The following is a 19558-nucleotide window of genomic DNA, read 5'->3' on the forward strand; positions in this document are numbered from 1 at the left end:
AGAAGTTGATCCCGTCCTTACGAAATAGACTCGCCCAGGGATCCGCGGCTTTTGACCGGGAAGCAGCTTGCTCCGCGTTACCAACGGCTAAAGCGCGCGATGCCCAGGCGACCACGCTCGGCGTCGTGTTCCCTCTACAAGAGGCAATACGATGCGCATGACCAAGACTTCATAAAAGACCGACACAGGGCCGTGTCCATCAACTGCGGCCTATTCCTCGGCGTCGAGTAACGCCGTGGCCCGTCGCGACTGCGTGGTCGCGGCCCTGTGTTCCAACGGCACGAACGAAAGAGTGAACCCACTACGGCTAAACCTGCGGCGCTGAGGATGTGAACACGATGAACCTGCTCACCCCGATTGCAGTGACTCCCTCGGCAACCGACGTTCCGGCCTTCCCCGGAGCCGAACGGCAAGTCGAGTTTGTTGGTCCTCCAGGGGTGGGGAAGTCGGCGATCTATCATGCCGTCCGCGATCGCCTGGGAAGCCAGAGCATCTATCGCACGGCGCAGGAGGGCCGATTCCTGGCAGCGAAGGCAAGCCTGGGTAAGGTAAGCCCGCTGCGCCGCCCCGCCTATCGCGCCGTGTTTCAATTGCCGCGTGTTGGGGAGTTCTATGCCCGGCGGTTGGCCGTGGCCTCGTCGGAGGACACATTGCGCCAAGCCCTGCAGCTCCAGGGGGCGTTCCTCGAATGTTGCAGCGAACTGGCGCAGACTGGCTTCGGCGATCCCCTTGCCCGGTTCTCCAGGTTGCCGATCATGTTGGACGAACTACGCGACCTGCATCTCTGGACCCGGCTGCCCGGTAACGTGCAGGTGCTGCAACCAGACGGTCTGGTCCAGAAGGGATGGGTGAGCGCGCCACAGTCGCGGGAAGCGTACTTCTCCTCGGTACCCAAGCCCGGCGCGGTCGTCGTGGTCACGGCTTCGCCCGATGTCATCGTGGACCGTCTCCGGACCAGGGGGCGCAGGATCCACGCTCATGTGGGCCTTAGCGATAGCGAACTCCATGCCGCTTCAGTGCAGGCTGCTGAGACCTTCGCTCTCGCCACTGAGCTGCTGCGGCGCCGTGGCGTTCCTGTGTTCGAGGTGGACGGGGAGGCGCCGCTGTCGGAATCAACCGAGCGGGTCGCCGAGTTGTTGCGGAACAGGGTTGCTTGGCAGGAGGCCGGCTGATGGATTTTCAAGCATTGAGCACTGCGTACACGGGCGAAGCGGCTGCAGGCTACGATGCCCGCCGTGCGCCGACTACGAAATGGCTGACGGAGGACGAGACGGTTCGCGAACTCTTGCGCGTTCTGCCGGCCGGCGCCTCGGTCCTCGACGTACCGGTCGGGACCGGGCGGTTTCTCGAGCTCTACCAGGAGCGCGGCTTCAAGGTGGCGGGGCGCGACATTTCGCCCGACATGTTGAGCGCTGCACGCCACAAGCTAAGCGAGCTGGACGGGCTGGACTGTTCGCTGGAGCTTGCCGACATTCGCAACATCCCCGGTACCGACGACCAGTATGACTGCGTCCTCAGTATCCGTTTCCTCAATTGGGTGGATGCCGGTGGCCTTGAAGAGGCACTGCGCGAACTCCGCCGTGTGTCGAAGCGCTATTTGATCGTGAGCATCCGCCACAACGTTCCCACGCGCGACTTGCTGCTCCACGGGCCGAACGGCTTGCGCCGGTTCGTGCTGCGATATCTGCTCGGCTTCAGGCGATTGCTCAAAGATCTGCGCAGATTCGGGAAACCGAAGGCACCCCGGACGAACCAGCACGAGAAGGAAGTAGTCCTGCAGACTTTCAGCAGGCTGAGGCTCAATATCGATTCCATGCAGCTCGTCGAACACGGGCGCGACGGGACCGATTTTTACCTCTATCGCCTGACCAAGGAAGCGTCCTAGGCGGTTGGGCCTTTGCTGCTCCCGCTGTAGAGCCCCCAGACGCTAACCCCGTCAGTCAAACAACATCACGGCCCACGCGGCCAAGCTCCCTGCCGCTACGAGCACGATTCCCACCTTTGCGGTGATCACCTTCTTCTGTTCGCGGACCACTTGCCGCCGGCGCTGTTCTTCCTTTGACATAGCGCGGGCCACTGCAAGATTGGAATTCACCGGTCAACAGGGTGGTTGGCAGAACCGTCACTCCAATGAAAACAAACACTGCTGTGGCCTGGGCTCGATCGAGAGAGGTCACTTGCAGTTCTTACGCGCTGCTTTTCTTTGTCCCCCTGAAAGACGGGTTGATGCGGGCGTCGTCACCCCCAGATACAGGCCCAGACCTTTTCCGGAGCTTCCTGCATGACCGACACCTCCGTCCTCTTCCAGCCGTTCAGTTCGCCCAAGCTGACCTTGCCCAATCGCATCGTCATGGCCCCTATGACGCGCAACATGGCGCCCGAGGGCGTGCCGGCCCGGCCCAATGCCGACTACTACCGCCGCCGTGCCGAAGGCGGCGTGGGCCTGATCCTGTCCGAGGGCACGGTCATTGCCCGGCCCGCCTCGCGCAATATGGCGGCCATTCCATTCTTCCACGGCGACGCCCCGCTCGGCGGCTGGCGCGGCGTGATCGAGGGAGTGCATGAAGCGGGCGGCAAGATGGGCCCGCAGATCTGGCACACCGGCGGGGTGCCTTCCTCCGACGCAGGGTTCGAACGCGGCCCGCTCGATACGCCCTCGGGCCTCGACGCCCCGGGCAAGCCGGCTGGCGAGCCGATGACCGAAGAGGCGATTGCCGACACCGTTGCCGCCTTCGCCCGCGCCGCCACCGACGCCAAGGCGCTCGGCTTCGACACGCTCGAGATCCACGGGGCGCACGGTTACCTGATTGATCAGTTCTTCTGGTCCGGCACCAATCACCGCGACGATCGCTACGGCGGCGCGACAATCGCCGAGCGCTCGCGCTTCGCTGCCGAGATCGTGGCCGCGATGCGTGAGGCGGTCGGGCCGGACTATCCGATCCTCCTGCGCGTCAGCCAATGGAAGCAGCAGGACTACGCAGCCCGCCTGGCGGAAACGCCGGAGGCCTTGGAGCAGTGGCTCGGTCCCCTGGTGGCCGCGGGTGTCGACGTCCTGCATTGTTCGCAACGCCGCTTCTGGGAGCCGGAGTTCCCCGAGATCGACGGCGAGCAGGGCCTGAACTTCGCCGGCTGGGCCAAGAAGGTCACCGGCGCGCCAACCATCAGCGTCGGATCGGTCGGCCTCAACTCGGACTTCATCTCCACCTTCCAGGGTGGCGAAGCGCAGTCCTCCGGTCTCGAGGGGCTGGTCACGCGGATGGAGCGAGGTGAGTTCGACCTCATCGCGGTCGGTCGCGCGTTGCTGTCCGATCCGCACTGGGTCGAGAAGGTCCGCGAAGCCCGCCACGACGACATCCGGGACTTCGATCCGGGTACTCTGTCGGTGCTCGCCTAAGCGCCGAAGCTTCCCCCCGGCGTGAAATCGCTTATGGGGCGAAACATGGTTGCAACCACCCGTTTCGCCCCGTCGCCCACCGGCCGGCTCCACGTCGGCAACTTGCGCACGGCGCTCCACAACTGGATGCTGGCGCGCAAGGCCGGCGGGCGGTTCCTGCTGCGGATCGACGATACCGACGCCGCACGCAGCGAAGAGCGCTTCGTCGAGGCGCTCCGTACGGATCTCGCCTGGCTCGGGCTGGAGCCCGATGGCGAGGAACGGCAGTCGGCCCGGCTGGCGCATTACGAGGTCGCATTTGACAAGCTGAAGGCGACGGGGCGGGTCTACCCCGCTTACGAGACGGCACAGGAACTGGAGCTCAAGCGCAAGGTCGCGCTGGGGCGCGGACTGCCACCGATCTACGACCGCGCGGCGCTCTCGCTGACTGACGCCGAGCGAGCCGCCAAGGAGGCGGAAGGCGTGGCCCCGCACTGGCGCTTCAAGCTCGACCACGACACGCCGATCGAATGGCTCGACGGCATTCGCGGACCGCAGCACTTCGAGGCGGCGCAGTTGTCCGACCCGGTCGTGAGGCGGGCTGACGGTTCGTGGCTCTACATGATGCCGAGCGCTGTCGACGACATCGAGATGGGCGTGACCGACGTTCTGCGCGGCGAGGACCACGTGCCCAACACCGCGGTGCAGATCCAGATGTTCACCGCGCTCGACGCCGAGCCGCCACGCTTCGCACACGAGGCTCTGCTGGTGGGCAGCGAGGGCAAGCTCTCGAAGCGGCTCGGCTCGCTCGGCTGCGATGCCTTCCGCGATACCGGCATCGAGCCCGAGGCGATCGTCGCCCTGCTCGCCCGCATCGGCACCTCGCAGCCGGTCGAGCCGATCGCCGACCGTGCGGCGCTGGTCGAGAGTTTCGACCTTGCACACTTCGGCCGCGCGCCGGCCCGGTTCGACGAGACCGAGCTGGCCCGGCTCAACACCGCCATCGTGCACCAGTTCCCCTATGACCACGTGGCGCAGCGCCTGCCTGAGGGCATGGGCGCCGCTGCCTGGGAAGCGATCCGCCCCAACCTCGAGAAGGTGGAGGATGCGGCCGACTGGTGGAGCGTCGTCACCGGGCCCATCGACGCCCCTGAGTTCGATGCCGAGACTCGCGCTTTTCTCGGCGAGGCGGCCCGGCTGCTGACGTGGAGCGACGATCCGTGGGGAGGCCTGACCGGCGTCCTCAAGGAAGCCACCGGGCGCAAGGGCAAAGCCCTGTTCCTGCCGCTGCGCCAGGCCCTGACCGGGCGCGATCACGGTCCAGACATGCATACCCTGTTGCCGTTGATCGGTGAGGACGAGGCCCGTGCGCGCCTGTCCCGCCACTCCACCGCCTGACGCTCCCCCAGCGCAACTCATCGAAAAAGCGCTTGCCCGGATGAGAGCCCGCCGTTAGCGGCTAATGTGATAGTATCACATACCATATAACAGGGTCCCTCTCACATGAATGCATATCGCCTCGCGCTCTTCGCCGGGACCTCGCTTGCGCTTTCAGCGCCGGCCCTGGCCCAGGACGCGCCCGCCGACGCGTCGGCCGCTTCCAGTAGCGCCGACGATTTTCACGAGGACGTGATCGTCGTCACCGCGGGGGGCCTAAACCGGCTCGACATGCTCGCCGGGACTTCGGTGATGGACGGCGTGGACCTGCAGCGGAACCTCAGCGGACAGATCGGTGAAGTGCTGACCCAGATTCCCGGCGTCTCCGCCACCAGCTTCTCGCCCGGTGCCTCGCGCCCGGTGCTGCGCGGTTTCCAGGGGGATCGGGTGCGCGTGCTGGTTGACGGGATCGGCTCGATCGACGCTTCGAACACTTCGGCCGACCACGCGGTGACGATCGATCCGCTGACCGCCGACAAGGTCGAAGTGTTGCGCGGGCCGGCGGTGCTGCTCTACGGCAGCTCGGCCATCGGCGGCGCGGTTAACGTGATCGACAAGCGCATCCCACAGAAGGTGCCGAACGAGTCCATCCACATCGATGCGCTGGTTGGCGCCGACACTGCCTACGATCTGCGTGAGGGCGGTGCTTCGGCTGACGTTCCGCTGTCGAGCGAGATGGTGTTTCACGTTGATGGATCGTGGCGGAAGACCGACGACGTCAAGATTCCCGGGTTCGTGCTCACCGACTCCTTACGCCAGGAATTGCTCGAAGAAGCCGCTGCCGACCCGGATCATGCCGACACACTGATCGCCCAGGCCAACCAGCGCGACGTGCTGCCTTCGAGCGCGACCGAGACACTCTCGCTCGGCTCAGGCCTCGCCTGGATCGGCAGCGGCGCCAGCCTTGGCGTTTCGGTGGGCTATTACGACACCCAGTATGGCGTTCCGATCCGACCGGGCGCGCACGCGGACGAAGAGGGAGCGGTCTCGATCGACCTCAAGCAATGGCGCGCGGATTTGCGCGGATCGGTCGATCTTGGCGGCGGCTTCTTCGAACAGGTCAAGACCCGCTGGGGCTATTCGGACTACACGCACGTTGAGCTCGAGGGCGATGAAACCGGCACTACCTTCGCGGTCAAGGGCGTTGAAGGCCGGGTCGAGTTGATCCAGCGCGAACAGGGTGGCTGGCGCGGCTCGTTCGGCGGGCAATACATGTTCCGCGACTTCTCGGCGGTCGGAGACGAAGCCTTCGTGCCGCCCAACACGACCGAGAGTCTTGCTGCCTTCACCTTGCAGGAACTCGACCTCGATCCGTTTGAAGTCGAGTTCGGAGGACGCTTCGAGCACACCGGGATCAAGACCGAAACCCTTGGCCTCGATCGCAGCTTCGACGGCTTTTCCGGCGCGCTGGGCCTGGCCTGGAACGTGGCCCCGGACGTGCGCATAGGCCTCAACGGCTCGCGCGCGGCCAGAGCGCCCTCGGCCGAAGAGCTGTTTGCCAACGGCCCGCACATCGCCACGCAGCAGTTCGAAATCGGCGATCCGGACCTGAAGATGGAAACCGCCTGGGGCCTGGAAGCCTATGCCCGCGCGGCGGTAGGTGGAGCGGACCTGGGGCTAAGCGTGTACCAGTCGTGGTTCGACGATTTTGTCTATCTCCAGGCTACCGGAGACGTGATCGACGAGCTGCCAGTCTATGCCCAGATGCAGCAGGGGGCGAAGCACTTCGGCGTAGAGGCGGAGGCCAGTGTCCCGCTGTTCGACGTGGGGCCGTTCAAGGCCGTGGGCGACTTGCAGGGCGACTATGTCCGGGCGACCCTGGCGGATGGCTCGCCGGTACCGCGCATTCCTCCGCTGAGCGCACTGGCTGCGCTAGAGCTGCAGTCCGATCCGGTGGACTTCCGCGGGGAAGTGCAGTGGTTCGATGCGCAGAACCGTATCTCGCCGCTCGAAACGCCGACCGATGGGTTCGCGCAGGTCAACATGTCGGTCGCCTGGAAGCCCCTGCGCGGGGGCAAGAATGTCACCGTCATGCTCCAGGCGAACAACCTGTTCGACGCCGAAGGGCGGCGGCATGCGAGCTTCACCAAGGATTTCGTCCCGCTCGCCGGGCGCAATGTGAAGCTGAGCGTGAAGACGAGTTTCTAACTCAGATCCTCCCCGAGCTTGTCTCGGGGAGGTGGCGCGTGCCGTAGGCGCGTGACGGAGGGGTAAGCGGAAGAACGCAACACCCCTCCACCATCCGCTTCGCGGACGGTCCCCCTCCCCGAGACAAGCTCGAGGAGGATCTACACCTTGTCGTAATGAAACGGCGCGATCACCGGCTCGGGATAGGCCTCGTACTCGAAGCTCGGCGGCCGGTCGGGCTGCGCGCCTTCGACTGAGCGCAACAGGGGCACCCCGCCGCGATGCCAGCCTTCGTCATACTCGGAGTAGAAGTTGACGATCCCGTGCAGGCTGGCGATGCGCCACTTTCCGTCCTCGCGGACATAGCTGTTCTCGTAGGTCGCCTCGCCCCAGCGGCCTTCCTTGCCCAGCGCGCCGACCATCATCAGCGTGCGCCAACGGCCCTTCGCGGTGCCGGCCTCGCAGTCGATGTGCAGCACCGGCTGCAGCTGCATGTGGTTGTAGATCACGCCGTAGCCGTAGGGTGGCAGGCGATGGAGATACTCGCGCACCCGCTCGCGCCCGACATAGACGCCGCGCCCGGCGATCTCGAGCGAGCCTTCACGTGCGAACAGCTCGGCCGCCTTGTCCCACAGCCCCTTGTCGACGAAGTAGCCGTAGGCGCCCTGGAGGTTGACGAGGTCGCGATAGTCCTCGGCCGCCTGGGCGCGTTTTTCGAGTCCCTCGATACGCGCGGTGAGCGCAGCGATCTGATCGGTCATCGCAATCCTCTCATTCCAACCCGTTCGTCCTGAGCTTGTCGAAGGACCCTGGCGTAGCGCTACGGTGGTTCGACAAGCTCACCACGAACGGAGAAGGGCTTGGCCCGGGTCCTTAGAGCTTGGGCAGCGTAACTCCGCGCTGGCCCATGTACTTGCCCGAACGGTCGGCATAGCTCGTCTGGCACGGTTCGTTCCCCTTGAGGAACAGGAACTGGCAGGCGCCTTCGTTGGCGTAGATCTTGGCCGGGAGCGGGGTGGTGTTGGAGAATTCCAGCGTCACGTGGCCCTCCCACTCCGGTTCGAGCGGCGTGACGTTCACGATGATGCCGCAGCGGGCGTACGTCGACTTGCCGAGGCAGATAACCAACACGTCGCGTGGGATGCGAAAGTATTCGACCGTGCGCGCGAGGACGAAGCTGTTGGGCGGGATCACGCAGACGTCGGTCTTGCGGTCGACGAAGCTGTTGGAGTCGAAGTTCTTCGGATCGACGACGGCGGAATCGACATTGGTGAAGATCTTGAAGTCATCAGCCACCCGGGCGTCGTAGCCGTAGGACGACAGCCCGTAGCTGATGCAGCCGTCGCGCTTCTGGTGTTCGACAAAGGGTTCGATCATGCCGGATCGGCGCGCTTCGTCGCGGATCCAGCGGTCGCTGAGAATCGTCATAGGTCAGGGATTCCGGAGTGGGCGGGCGGGGGCAAGCTCGCCGCGGATTTATCCCCCGGCAAGCAGGCTTGCGTTGCCCCCCGCGGCGGTAGTGTCAATGGTGGTGACGCGTTCGGTAGCGAAGCGGACGACGTAGTTCGGGCCGCCTGCCTTTGGCCCGGTACCCGACAGGCCTTCGCCGCCGAACGGCTGGCTGCCGACGACCGCGCCGATCTGGTTGCGGTTGACGTAGAAATTCCCCGCCCGCGCGCGGCTCTCGACAAGGCGGCGCGTGGAGTCGATGCGGCTGTGGAGGCCGAGGGTCAGGCCGTAGCCGGTGGCATTGATGGCTTCGACCACTTGTTCCAATTCTCCCGCGGCAAAGCGCGCGACGTGGAGGACCGGGCCGAAGTTCTCCTTCTGCAAGTCGGCGATTGAGGAGACCTCGATGATGGCCGGTGCTACGAAAGTGCCGTTCTCGCACTCGGCCGGAAGCTCGCGCTGCCAGACCTTGCGGCCCGAGGCGCGCATGGCGGTGACGTGTTCGTCGAGAGAGGCCTTGGCCTCGGCATCGATTACCGGGCCGACGTCGGTCGCGAGCTCGGCTGGATCGCCGATCACCAGCGTCTCGAACGCGCCGCGGATCATCTCGATCATGCCATCGGCCACGTCCTCCTGCACGTAAAGCACGCGCAGGGCCGAGCAGCGCTGGCCGGCGCTCTGGAACGCCGAGCTCATCACGTCACGGGTGACTTGTTCGGGCAGAGCTGAGCTGTCGACAATCAGCGCGTTCTGGCCACCGGTCTCGGCGATCAGCGTGGCGATCGGCGCGTCGCGCGAGGCGAGCGTGCGGTTGATGATGCGGGCGGTTTCGGTGGAGCCGGTGAAGGCAACCCCGGCGATGCGAGGGTCGGACGTGAGTGCGGCACCCACTCGGCCATCGCCCGGCGCTAGTTGGAGCACGTCGTCGGGAATTCCGGCGTCGTGACAGAGCTTTACCGCAAGGGCCGCGACCAGCGGGGTCTGCTCGGCGGGCTTGGCAATCACCGTGTTGCCCGCCGCCAGCGCGCCGGCGCATTGGCCGATGAAGATCGCCAGCGGGAAGTTCCACGGACTTATCGTCGCGAAGACCCCGCGGCCATGCAGGCGCAGCAGGTTCTGCTCCCCGGTCGGTCCCGGCAGCGGCTGCGGTGCGCTGAACAGCATGCGCGCTTCGCAGGCGTAGTAGCGCAGGAAGTCGACCGCCTCGCGCAGTTCGAGCACGCTGTCGGTGAGGCTCTTGCCCGCTTCGCGCTGGCACAGGCTGATGACCTCGGCGGAATGGGTTTCAAACAGGTCCGAGGCTGCGATCAGGCGGGCGGCCCGTGCTTCGCCGCCGAGCGCGTCCCATGCGGGTTGGGCGGCCTCAGCGCGCGCGAGCATCAGGGTGACGTCGGCAGGCGTCGCGTCGAGTGACTGCCCAATGAGAGTGCCGTCCTGTGGCGAGCGGACTTCGCGTTGCGATGCGCCGGACGGGCTAGTGATGACCGTAGCGACTGCAGCCCAGTCGCACGCTTGGAGCGCGCCCAGTTTCGCCAGCAGGGGTTCGCGCACCAGCGGATCGGCCAAATCGATCCCGGCGCTGTTGAGGCGGTTGGGATAGATGCCGGCTGGGAGCGGGATGCCCGGATTGCGCCGAGGCTTGAGTGCGGCGAGTTCCTTCACCGGATCGGCGACCAGCTCGGCAATGGGCACGTCGGCGTCGGCCAGGCGGTTGACGAACGAGGAGTTGGCGCCGTTCTCGAGAAGGCGGCGGACGAGATAGGCCAGGAGGTCTTTGTGACCGCCCACAGGGGCGTAGACGCGGACGCGGGTGGGACGCTCGCCCTCGGTCTCGGCAAGCTCCTCATAGACCTGCTCACCCATGCCGTGGAGGCGCTGGAATTCCAGTTGCCGGCCGGCAGCAAGGACCTTGATCGCGCCGACGGTATAGGCGTTGTGCGTGGCGAAAGCCGGGTAGATCACGTCCTCGGCCGCAAGCAGCTTGGCGGCACAGGCTAGGTAGGAAACGTCGGTCGCGACCTTGCGGGTGAAGACCGGGTAGTCGGTATGGCCGCCGACCTGGCTCAGCTTGATTTCGCTGTCCCAATAGGCGCCCTTCACCAGCCGGACCATGAGCCGCCGGTTATGTCTGCGAGCCAGCGCCGCCACCCAGTCGCACATCGGCACCGCGCGCTTTTGATAGGCCTGCAGGGCCAGGCCAAAACCTTCCCAGCCGTTGGCGAACAGGGTGTCGTCGGCGACCAGCGCTTCGATCAGGTCGAGCGACAGCTCCAGCCGCTCGGCTTCCTCGGCGTCGATGGTGAAGTGGATGTTCGCCCGGCTCGCGGCGAGGGCCAGGTCGTGCACGACCGGCAGTAGCGCTGCTTTCGCCGCATCGGCGTGGAGGAAATCGTACTTCGGGTAGAGCGCCGAGAGCTTGACCGAAATGCCGGGACTGGCGCGCATGTCGCCCGAGGCCTCTCGGGCCAGTCTTGCGATCGCGGCCTGGTAGCTCTTCCGGTAGCGTTCGGCGTCGGCCAGGGTCATCGCCGCTTCGCCGAGCATGTCGAATGAGTGCGTCTCGCCGGGGCGGGGCGAGCTATCGGCCCGCTTGAGCGCCTCGTCGATCGTGCGCCCGAAAACGAACTGGCCGCCCAGGATACGCATGGCTTGCAGCGTCGCCTGCCGGATCACCGGCTCGCCCAGCCGGCCGACCGCGCGGCGCAGGGCGTTGGCGAACCCCTCGTCCTGCCGGGACCCGCCGCGCAGAACCTCTCCTGTCAGCATCAGCGAAAAGGTCGCGGCGTTGACGAAGGTGGAGTTCGAGTCGCCCAGGCGTTCGCCCCAGTCGATGCCCGAAAGCTTGTCGTGGATCAGCGCATCGGCGGTCTCGGTATCGGGTACGCGCAGCAGCGCTTCGGCCAGGCACATCAGCGCGATGCCTTCGTCGGTGCCGAGCCCGTAAGTCGCGAGAAACGCGTCGAGCCCGCCGGGCTTGCGTCCCCTGGCGCCCTCGATCAGCCGCCCGGCGAGCTTGGCGGCTTCCGCATGGACGGCCGAGGCCGGGGCGGCCTGGCGCAGCCTCTCTTCGATGCAGGCGCCTTCTTCCAGGCGGTAGGCGGTGCGGAGCGCGGAACGATCGATTGCCATGACCTGCGCCCCTGCACCCGGTATCAACTGTAATCAATCCATTCGTAGCGGAACGCATCGCCATCGCGCTTTACGTAGCCCGCCGAAGTCCGCCGGAAGTGCGCCGGGAAACACATGGTGTCGGTATCGGCGAGCCGCTCCATCGTTGCCTTGCGCACTTTGCAGGCGGTGGCGCCGTCGGCGTCGAAGGCGAAGGGTAGGTCGTGACGGATCAACTGCACCGGGTGATGGATCACATCGCCCCAGAACGCGCCCGGAGGGCCATCGGCCTGGGCGTTGATGATGCAGCAGCCGGGTGAGTGGCCGAACGCCGGCTCGAGCCACACGCCGTTGCCGATTTCGCGGTGGGCGATGGTATCTTCGTCGACCAGGTCGCCCTGGCCCGCCTCCATCACCGGCACGATCGAATCGAGGAACGCCGCGTTGTGCAGTTCCTCGCCCTCGGGGTTGCTCTTGAAGTACTCGAAGTCGCGCTTGCCGAAGACGTAGCGGGCCTTCGGGAAAGTCGGGACCCACTTGCCGTTGTCGAGCCGGGTGTTCCAGCCGACGTGGTCGAAGTGCAGGTGGGTGCACATGACCATGTCGATATCTTCGGGCGCGAAGCCGGCGCGGTGCAAGTTGCCGAGGTAGTCGGTGTTGAGCTGGTTCACCTCGGGCAGGAAGCGATCCTTGTGGTTGCCGCAGCAGGAATCGACCAGGATCCGCAGGCCGTCGAGCTCGATCACCCAGCTGTGGACCGAGAAGGTCATGAAGCTGGTCTCGGGATCGGTGGTGATCTCGTCGGGCTGGTCGTACCAGCTTAGCAGGCGCTTCATGTCGTCGGCGGTGGTGCCGGGAAGCTGGCTCAGCAGCGGCACGGGGCTGTCCATCTCGTGCACTTTGTGGACGCGCATGCGACCAAGTTCGATTGGCTTCATTGCTCTCTCCCTCGGCCTGTTCTAGCCGTCTCGCGGCCATCTTGGGAGATATGATGAGACAGGGCAACGGCATCGCCGACCAGCAAGTCCACGCCAACGGCACGGTCGCCGATGCGATCGCGGCCGTGCTCAAGCGCGAAGGCGTCGACATCGTGTTCGGCTATCCGCGCAACCAGATCCTCGAAGCCGCGGCGCGGATCGACATCCGCACGGTGATCGTGCGGCAGGAGCGGACCGGCCTGCACATGGCCGACGCGGTCAGCCGCATGTCCAAGGGCGAGCGCATGGGCGTGTTCGTGATGCAGCAGGGCCCCGGCGCGGAAAACGCCATGGGCGGCGTGGCGCAGGCCTTTGCCGACAGTGTGCCGGTGCTGGTCATGCCGCAGGGCTATGCGCTGAGCCAGATGCATGTGCCGTACAACTTCAACTCGACCCGTTCGATGGCGACATACGCCAAGCATGCCGAGCCGCTGACGAGCGGTGACCAAGTGGTGCCGGTGCTGCGCCGGGCCTTTGCAATGTTGCGCAACGGCCGTCCGCAGCCGGTGGTGATCGAGCTTCCTTACGATGTGCTCGACAAGCCCTACGACGCGCCGTTCGATTACGTGCCGGGCAAAGTCGCGCTGTCGCAGCCGGGACAGGCGGATATCGAGGCCGCGGCGGACCTTCTGGTCAAGGCGACCAATCCGGCGATCTATGCGGGGCAGGGCGTCCACTGGTCGGAGGCCTATGCCGAGCTGCAGGAGTTGGCCGAGCATCTCGCGATCCCGGTGATGACCAGCCTACCGGGCAAGAGCGCGTTCGATGAGACTCACCCGCTCGCGCTCGGCTCGGGCGGCAACGGCATCAACGGCGGCGTGCGCAAGTGGCTCGAGGAGAGCGACCTGCTGTTCGGGATCGGCTGCAGCTTCACCGCGACTTCGTTCGGGCTCAAGATCCCCGACGGCAAACGCGTGATCCATTCCACTCTCGACCCCCTCGACATCGACAAGTGCGTGCCGAGTGAAGTCGCGCTGATCGGCGACGCGAAGCTGACTCTGGCAGCGCTGATCGAAGCGGTTAAGCGCCGTGTTCCCCAAACTCGCGATGCATCGTCAGTGGCGGCTAAGATAAAAGAAACCGAAGCGGCCTGGTTCGCCAAGTGGCGTGCCAAGTGCGAGCAGGAGACCTCCCCGCTCTCGCCTTACCGCGTGCTGTGGGACCTGCAGCAAACGGTTGATGTCGCGAACACCATCATAACCCACGACGCGGGCTCGCCGCGCGATCAGCTGGTGCCGTTCTGGAAGTCGACCACCCCGCACAGCTACATCGGCTGGGGCAAGTCGACGCAGCTTGGCTATGGCCTCGGCCTCGCCATGGGGGCCAAGCTGGTCCATCCCGACAAGTTGTGCATCAACGTCTGGGGCGATGCCGCGATCGGGTTCACCGGCACCGACCTGGAGACCGCCGCGCGCGACCGCATCCCGATTCTCTCGATCCTGCTCAACAACCACGCGATGGCGATCGAACTGCCGATCATGCCGGTGGCCACCGACAAGTACCGCGCGACCGACATCTCGGGCGACTACGCAGCCTTTGCGCGTTCGCTTGGGTGCCATGGAGAGCGGGTCACTGAGGCGTCGGAAATCGTCCCGGCGCTCCGCCGCGCCATCGCCGCAACCGAGGCCGGACAGCCTGCTTTGGTCGAGTTCATTACCGAACAGGAAACCGAAATCTCACGGGGTTAAGGGACGGTCCTCTCGGTATCGGTAAGAGGCTCTTAACCACATTGCGTCCATAGCTCCTGCACCTGATGAGGTGGGGTACCTCCGAGAGAAAAGGGGTACCCGCAAGGGGTGGGGTTATGGACGATCTGCTGGCGGAATTCGTCGCCGAGACGCGAGAAATGCTGGCTGCGCTGGCGGGCGAGATCGTCGCCTGGGAAGCCGATCCTGCTGATCGGGCGCGCCTCGATACCATCTTCCGTTTCGTTCACACCGTTAAGGGCAACTGCGGCTTCTTCGATTTCCCGCAGCTCGAGGCGCTGAGCCACGCGGCTGAAGACGCGCTGGCGGACGTTCGCAATGGCCACCGGAATGCCGATCGCCAGCTGGTCGATGCCGTGCTGGCAGTGATCGACCGCATCGGCGTAATGATCGAAGAGATCGAACGCGGCGAGCCCATCTCCGACGCGGCCGACGATAATCTGATAGCCGCGCTCAAGGGCGTGCCCGATGTCGAAGTGCATGTCGCGCCGGCCACCGGTTCGCATCCTGCAGCAACCGCTGCCGCCGAGCAGCGCACGATTCGCCTCCCGGTCGACCTGATCGACCAGGTGATGAGCGGCGTTTCCGAAATGGTCCTCGCCCGCAACGACCTCGCGCGGCGGATGCAGCACATGGGGACCGACACCGGCCTCGAAACGACTTTTGCCCGGCTCTCCAGCCTGATCGCCGAAGTTCGCGATGCGATCACCCGCACGCGCATGCGCCGGATCGAAGGCCTGTTCTCGACCTTCCCGCGCCTCGTCCGCGATCTGTCGGCTGAGCTTGGCAAGCAGGTCTTCATCGAGCTCGAGAATGGCGAAGTGGAACTCGATCGCGAGATGATCGAGCTGATCCGCGATCCGCTGCTGCACATCATCCGCAACGCCGTTGACCACGGCATCGAAATTCCGGCGGACCGCCGCGCCGCAGGCAAGCGCGAAGCAGGCATGCTGACCATCTCCGCCCGCCAGACCGGCAATACCATCCGCATCGGTATCCAGGACGACGGCCGCGGCATCGACTGCGACAGGCTCGCCGCCAAGGCGGTCGCCGCGGGATTGCGGACCGAACAAGAAATCGCCGCGATGAGCCGCGCCGAACGGATCGAACTGATCTACGAGCCTGGCCTGACCACTGCTGAATCGGTGACCTCGATCTCCGGCCGCGGCGTTGGCATGGACGTGGTGCGCGCCAATCTGGAAAAGTTCGGCGGCACTCTCGAAATCGAAACTACCGCTGGCGAAGGCACCCGCTTCCTGATCGGTGTCCCGCTTACGCTCAGCATCCTGCCGAGCCTGACGATCGAGGCAGGCGGACAGAAGTTCGCCATCCCGCGCTCCTACGTCGAGGAAATCGTCAGCACTACCGGCGGGCAACTGGAGTTCGCCCAGGTCGGCGAGCGCCGCTACATGACCTTCCGCAATCGCCGCCTGGCCTGCGTCTCCCTGGGAGATTCGCTCGGGCTCGAACGGCCCGCGGGCGAAGAGGAACTTTTCGTTATCCTGCGCCTCGGCTGGGGCGACCTTTACGCGCTGGCGGTGGACCAGATTTTCGATCACCAGGAACTGGTCATCAAGCCGCTGTCGCCCGGGATCATGGAGAGCGGCATGTTCGTCGGCTGCACCCAGCTCGACGACGGCACTCCGGTGCTCGTGCTCGATGTCGCGACGATCGGCTACAGCGCCGGCATCCCGCGTGAACTGCAGCGCCCGACGGCGCCGACTCAAGAAGATGAGGCGACCCAGGGCGAAGGCCTGCGTGTGGTCCTGTTCCGCGGCCTCGACGGCGAACGGCGTGCGATTGTCATGACCGCAGTCGAGCAAGTCGAACGGACCGCTTCGTCCAACATTCGCCATCCGGGAGCCGACGCGCAAGTCGTGCTCGGGGAAGACATTCTTCCGATCGCCGGCGTGCCGGAAGGAGCCGAACTGCCGGAACGCTTTACCGTGCTCAAGCTCAACGATGGCGGGGTACGGATCGCTTACGCGGCCCGCGAAGTGCTCGACATCTCCACGCTCACGGGCGAGCTCAAGTACGTCAACGGCCAGACCCTGGTCGCCGGCGTCACGCTGGTCGATGGGGAGCCCGCTGAGCTGGTCGATTGCCACGCGCTGTTTGCACGCCACGCTTCGCAGCAGCTTGGCACCCATGCCCTTACGTGCCGTCTCGACGGCGATGATGCGTGGATGCGCGGCTTCCTCGGTCCGATCATCGAAGCTGCCGGCTATCGCGTCGTCGAAGGCAGCGGCCCGGCGGACGTCGTGTTCGTCGATGACGGGACCGAGCGCGAGGAACTGGGCGAAGCGCGCAAGGCCATTCGTCTGCGGAGCTCGCCGGGCTCAGCCGGAGGGCCGGACACTATTTACCGTTATGACCGCGCGGGGCTGATGGCCGCGTTGCTGCGTGTTGGAGAGGAGCTCGCGGCATGACGGATATGCTGCTCGTCGTCGTTCTTGCGGGCCGCCGTGCGGCCTTGCCGGCGGGGAAAGTGAATTCGGTTATCGAACTGGCGGAAGTCACGCCGGTGCCGCGCTCGGCGGACCATATCCTTGGCCTTTCGGCCCTGCGCAGCCGGCCGCTCACGGTCGTGGACTGCACGGCGGCGCTCGGTCTCGGCAAGTACGAAGCTGGCTGGCAAGGAAGCCGGGCCGTAGTCGTGGAGCACGAAGGGCACCTCTATGCCCTGCTCGTCGACGGCGCGGACGACATTGTCGCGGCGCTGGACGAACCCGGCCCGCTTGGGGCGGATCCTGGACCAGGCTGGCGCAATGGAGCGCTTGGCCGGGTCGAAACTGAAGCCGGAGCCTTGCTCCTTCTCGACATCCCCGCACTCATCGCCGGACCCGGCGCTGTAGTGGCGGCTTAAGGTTATCCTCACACACATGGCCTATTCGGCGAAAAAACAATGGGGTCTCGGCAAATGAAACACTGCCTTATCGTCGATGATTCGCGAGTAATCCGAAAGGTCTCTCGACACATCGTCGAAAGCTTCGAGTTCGAGGTTTCGGAGGCCGAGAACGGTCGCGATGCTCTCGCCAAGTGCGAGGAAAGCATGCCGGACCTGATCCTTCTTGATTGGAACATGCCGGTCATGAACGGAATCGAGTTCATCGCCGCGCTGCGTAGGCTGGCCGGTGGGGCCGAGCCGAAGGTCGTGTTCTGCACGACGGAAAACGACGTCGCTCATATCCGCGAGGCGATCGAAGCCGGTGCCGACGAATATGTGATGAAGCCGTTCGATCATGAAACCTTGCAGATGAAGCTGCAACTCATCGGCGCAGCCTGAAGGCGAGGGTAAATATGGGCACCGCGCCTGATCTCGCGGTTCGTGACAGGGGCGGCCAACCGGCGGTTCCGGTCAGGGTCCTCGTTGTCGACGATTCTCCGACGGTTCGCGCGGTCTTCGCGCGGTTGATCGAAACGGAAGCCGACCTCGCGCTGGCAGCATCGCTGGGCTGTGCCGAAGACGCCCTCGAAGTGCTGCAGCAGACGCCTGCCGACGTCATCCTGCTCGATCTCGACATGCCCGGAATGGGCGGTCTCGACGCGATCCCGCGCTTGCTCGAAGTGGCCTCTCCGGCCCGTATCCTGGTGGTCTCCTCGCTCGCCGTGCGCGGCGCTGAGCACACCCTATCCGCTTTGTCGCTGGGTGCCGCAGATACGCTGGCCAAGCCGCGTCCGGGCGAGTTCGGCGGTGAATACCGCGCGACCCTGCTGCGCAAGATCCGCCTGCTGGGGCGGGTAGCCAAGCGCGCGCGCCTCAAGTCGGAACCGCCCGCTCCGCCACCTCTTCTCCGCCCCTATGGGACGATCACGCCGCATGTCCTGGCGATCGGCGCCTCGACCGGCGGAATTCACGCCGTCGGGCAACTACTCTCTGCGCTGCCGGCGCAAGTGAACGTGCCGATCTTCATCACCCAGCATTTGCCCGGCTCGTTCATGGAGCCGTTCGTGCGCCAGCTTCGCGCGGCCTCTGGCCGTGAAGCGCGAGTGGCCGAAGACGGGCTGGTTGTCCGCCCGGGACATATCATCGTCGCGCCGGGCGACGCACACCTTACCGTGGCCGCCAGCAAGGAAGGGCTGTTCGTGGTCCGGCTCGAGCATGGCGCGGTAGAGAGTGGCTGCCGCCCCTCGGTCGATCCGATGTTTACTAGCTGCGCCAAGCTCTACGGAAGCCATGCTCTGGGCGTCGTGCTGTCGGGCATGGGGCGTGACGGAGCCGACGGAGCGTCGCGCATCGTCGCGGCCGGCGGGACCATTCTGGCGCAAGATGCCGCTAGCTCGGCGGTTTGGGGCATGCCGGGCGCCGTGGCGAACGCGGGCCTCGCGTCCGCGCTGCTGCCGCCCGACCAGATCGCCCATCGAATTGCCGAAGCCGCAGGTGTTGCATGACTGACCATAGCCAGAACGCCCTCGGTATCGTCGCCGGACTGCTCGAGGCCCGCACGGGCCAGAAGCTGACGAGCGACCGGCTATGGCGCGTGGGGACGGCCCTGTCGGGTGTCCTGCGCCAGAACGAGCTGGAGACGCTGGAAGACCTGGCTCAGCGCCTTGGCAAGCCCAACCAGGGAGCGCTGGCGCAGAAGGTGGTCGAAGCGCTGCTCAATAACGAGACCTACTTCTTCCGCGACCGGGCGATGTTCGACCAGCTCAGCAACACGGTCCTGCCGATGCTGGCCAAGCGCCGCGAAGCGACTAAGCGGCTGTCGATCTGGTCGGTCGGGTGCTCGACCGGGCAGGAAGCCTATTCGGTCGCCATGCTGTTCGCAGAACTGCCGGCGCGGTGGCGCGGCTGGACCATCGAGATCCTCGGTACCGACGTGGCGCGCTCTGTCGTGGAGGCAGCGCGCGAAGGCAACTTCTCGCAGTTCCAGATTCAGCGCGGCCTTGGCGTCGCGCAGATGGTCAGCTTCTTCGAGGAATCGCGCACTGGATGGCGCGCCAAGGAGAACCTGCGCAAGATGGTGCGGTTCGAGACGCACAACCTGCTCGACACGCCGCCCGAGCCGGGTCGCTTCGACCTGGTCCTGTGCCGCAACGTGCTGCTCTACTTCGATCGCGCCACTCGCGAACGCGCCTTCGTGCGCCTATCGACGGCCCTCTCACCCGACGGCCTGCTGATGCTCGGCGCAGGCGAAACCACTGTCGGACAGACCGACGTGCTGGTTCCTGAAACGAGCGGTTCGGGCTTCCACCGCCTGGCCATCGGTGCGCCGTCAGCGGGCGTGAGGACTGCCTTTGGCAGCCGCCAACCCCACGGTGACGTGGGCGTCACCGGAACAAGGTAAATCCCAAGTTACGATACCTTAAGAGGTTCGTTCTATCGCGATGACTGGAATCACGGGGGAAGGGTTTCCAGGCGTGTTGCATGCGATTGGCCT

General features: G+C 65.5%; 16 protein-coding genes. 11 read left to right on the top strand and 5 right to left on the bottom strand.

The genetic code is table 11. The annotated features are described in order from the left end of the window. Positions 1-338: 338 nt before the first annotated feature. Together ASD76_RS15425 and ASD76_RS15430 are read left to right on the top strand one after the other, a co-directional pair. On the top strand, positions 339-1172 hold the full coding sequence (locus ASD76_RS15425) for a hypothetical protein (protein WP_055925102.1): 834 nt from the start codon (positions 339-341) through the stop codon (positions 1170-1172). After that, a complete protein-coding gene (locus ASD76_RS15430; protein WP_055925105.1) occupies positions 1172-1885 on the top strand; it encodes a class I SAM-dependent methyltransferase in 714 nt (237 codons plus the stop codon). Before ASD76_RS15425 ends, ASD76_RS15430 begins: the two co-directional genes overlap by 1 nt. A 51-nt stretch (positions 1886-1936) precedes the next feature. On the opposite strand, the gene ASD76_RS18785 is transcribed toward ASD76_RS15430, so the two are convergent. Further along, on the bottom strand, positions 1937-2065 hold the full coding sequence (locus tag ASD76_RS18785; protein ID WP_268760342.1) for a hypothetical protein: 129 nt from the start codon (positions 2063-2065) through the stop codon (positions 1937-1939). Between the two features lie 216 nt (positions 2066-2281). Between ASD76_RS18785 and ASD76_RS15435 the strand changes: the two genes are divergently transcribed. The 3 genes from ASD76_RS15435 (at position 2282) to ASD76_RS15445 (ending at position 6958) form a co-directional block, all read left to right on the top strand. Next, the gene (locus tag ASD76_RS15435; protein ID WP_055925109.1) at positions 2282-3394 is read left to right on the top strand and encodes an NADH:flavin oxidoreductase; all 1113 of its coding nucleotides are present in this window, start codon (positions 2282-2284) and stop codon (positions 3392-3394) included. 45 nt (positions 3395-3439) lie between these two features. Then, entirely contained in the window at positions 3440-4771 is a 1332-nt protein-coding gene (locus tag ASD76_RS15440) for a glutamate--tRNA ligase (RefSeq protein ID WP_055925112.1), read from the top strand. A 105-nt stretch (positions 4772-4876) separates the two neighbouring features. After that, positions 4877-6958 carry a TonB-dependent receptor gene (locus ASD76_RS15445; RefSeq protein ID WP_055925115.1) on the top strand — a complete coding sequence of 694 codons (2082 nt, stop codon included), beginning with the start codon at positions 4877-4879 and terminating at the stop codon, positions 6956-6958. A gap of 140 nt (positions 6959-7098) precedes the next feature. Here ASD76_RS15445 and ASD76_RS15450 read toward each other — a convergent pair whose 3' ends face one another. From ASD76_RS15450 to ASD76_RS15465, 4 genes are all read right to left on the bottom strand, one after another. After that, a complete protein-coding gene (locus ASD76_RS15450) occupies positions 7099-7698 on the bottom strand; it encodes a nuclear transport factor 2 family protein (protein ID WP_055925119.1) in 600 nt (199 codons plus the stop codon). A 112-nt stretch (positions 7699-7810) separates the two neighbouring features. Next, positions 7811-8365, bottom strand: a complete 555-nt coding sequence (dcd, locus tag ASD76_RS15455) for a dCTP deaminase (protein ID WP_055925122.1) — start codon at positions 8363-8365, stop codon at positions 7811-7813. Positions 8366-8413: 48 nt separating this feature from the next. Beyond that, positions 8414-11515: a bifunctional proline dehydrogenase/L-glutamate gamma-semialdehyde dehydrogenase PutA gene (putA, locus tag ASD76_RS15460; protein WP_055925125.1), complete on the bottom strand. Its 3102-nt coding sequence runs from the start codon at positions 11513-11515 to the stop codon at positions 8414-8416. Positions 11516-11538: 23 nt separating this feature from the next. Further along, entirely contained in the window at positions 11539-12432 is an 894-nt protein-coding gene (locus ASD76_RS15465; RefSeq protein WP_055925128.1) for an MBL fold metallo-hydrolase, read from the bottom strand. Between the two features lie 53 nt (positions 12433-12485). On the opposite strand from ASD76_RS15465, the gene ASD76_RS15470 reads away from it, so the two are divergent. The 6 genes from ASD76_RS15470 to ASD76_RS15495 all read left to right on the top strand — a co-directional run bounded on the left by ASD76_RS15470 (position 12486) and on the right by ASD76_RS15495 (position 19465). After that, complete coding sequence (locus ASD76_RS15470; RefSeq protein WP_055925920.1) at positions 12486-14159, top strand: thiamine pyrophosphate-requiring protein; 1674 nt, start codon at positions 12486-12488, stop codon at positions 14157-14159. Positions 14160-14275: 116 nt separating this feature from the next. Then, positions 14276-16606 carry a chemotaxis protein CheA gene (locus ASD76_RS15475; RefSeq protein ID WP_055925131.1) on the top strand — a complete coding sequence of 777 codons (2331 nt, stop codon included), beginning with the start codon at positions 14276-14278 and terminating at the stop codon, positions 16604-16606. Continuing rightward, a complete protein-coding gene (locus tag ASD76_RS15480; RefSeq protein WP_055925132.1) occupies positions 16603-17043 on the top strand; it encodes a chemotaxis protein CheW in 441 nt (146 codons plus the stop codon). Before ASD76_RS15475 ends, ASD76_RS15480 begins: the two co-directional genes overlap by 4 nt. 54 nt (positions 17044-17097) lie before the next feature. Continuing rightward, positions 17098-17463 (top strand): response regulator, encoded by a 366-nt coding sequence (locus ASD76_RS15485; protein ID WP_055925133.1) that lies wholly within the window; start codon positions 17098-17100, stop codon positions 17461-17463. Between the two features lie 14 nt (positions 17464-17477). Further along, on the top strand, positions 17478-18569 hold the full coding sequence (gene cheB, locus ASD76_RS15490) for a chemotaxis-specific protein-glutamate methyltransferase CheB (protein ID WP_055925134.1): 1092 nt from the start codon (positions 17478-17480) through the stop codon (positions 18567-18569). Then, positions 18566-19465 (top strand): CheR family methyltransferase, encoded by a 900-nt coding sequence (locus ASD76_RS15495; RefSeq protein WP_082553887.1) that lies wholly within the window; start codon positions 18566-18568, stop codon positions 19463-19465. Before cheB ends, ASD76_RS15495 begins: the two co-directional genes overlap by 4 nt. Positions 19466-19558: the final 93 nt, after the last annotated feature.

This window comes from Altererythrobacter sp. Root672, assembly GCF_001427865.1.
Classification (GTDB): Bacteria; Pseudomonadota; Alphaproteobacteria; order Sphingomonadales; family Sphingomonadaceae; genus Croceibacterium_A.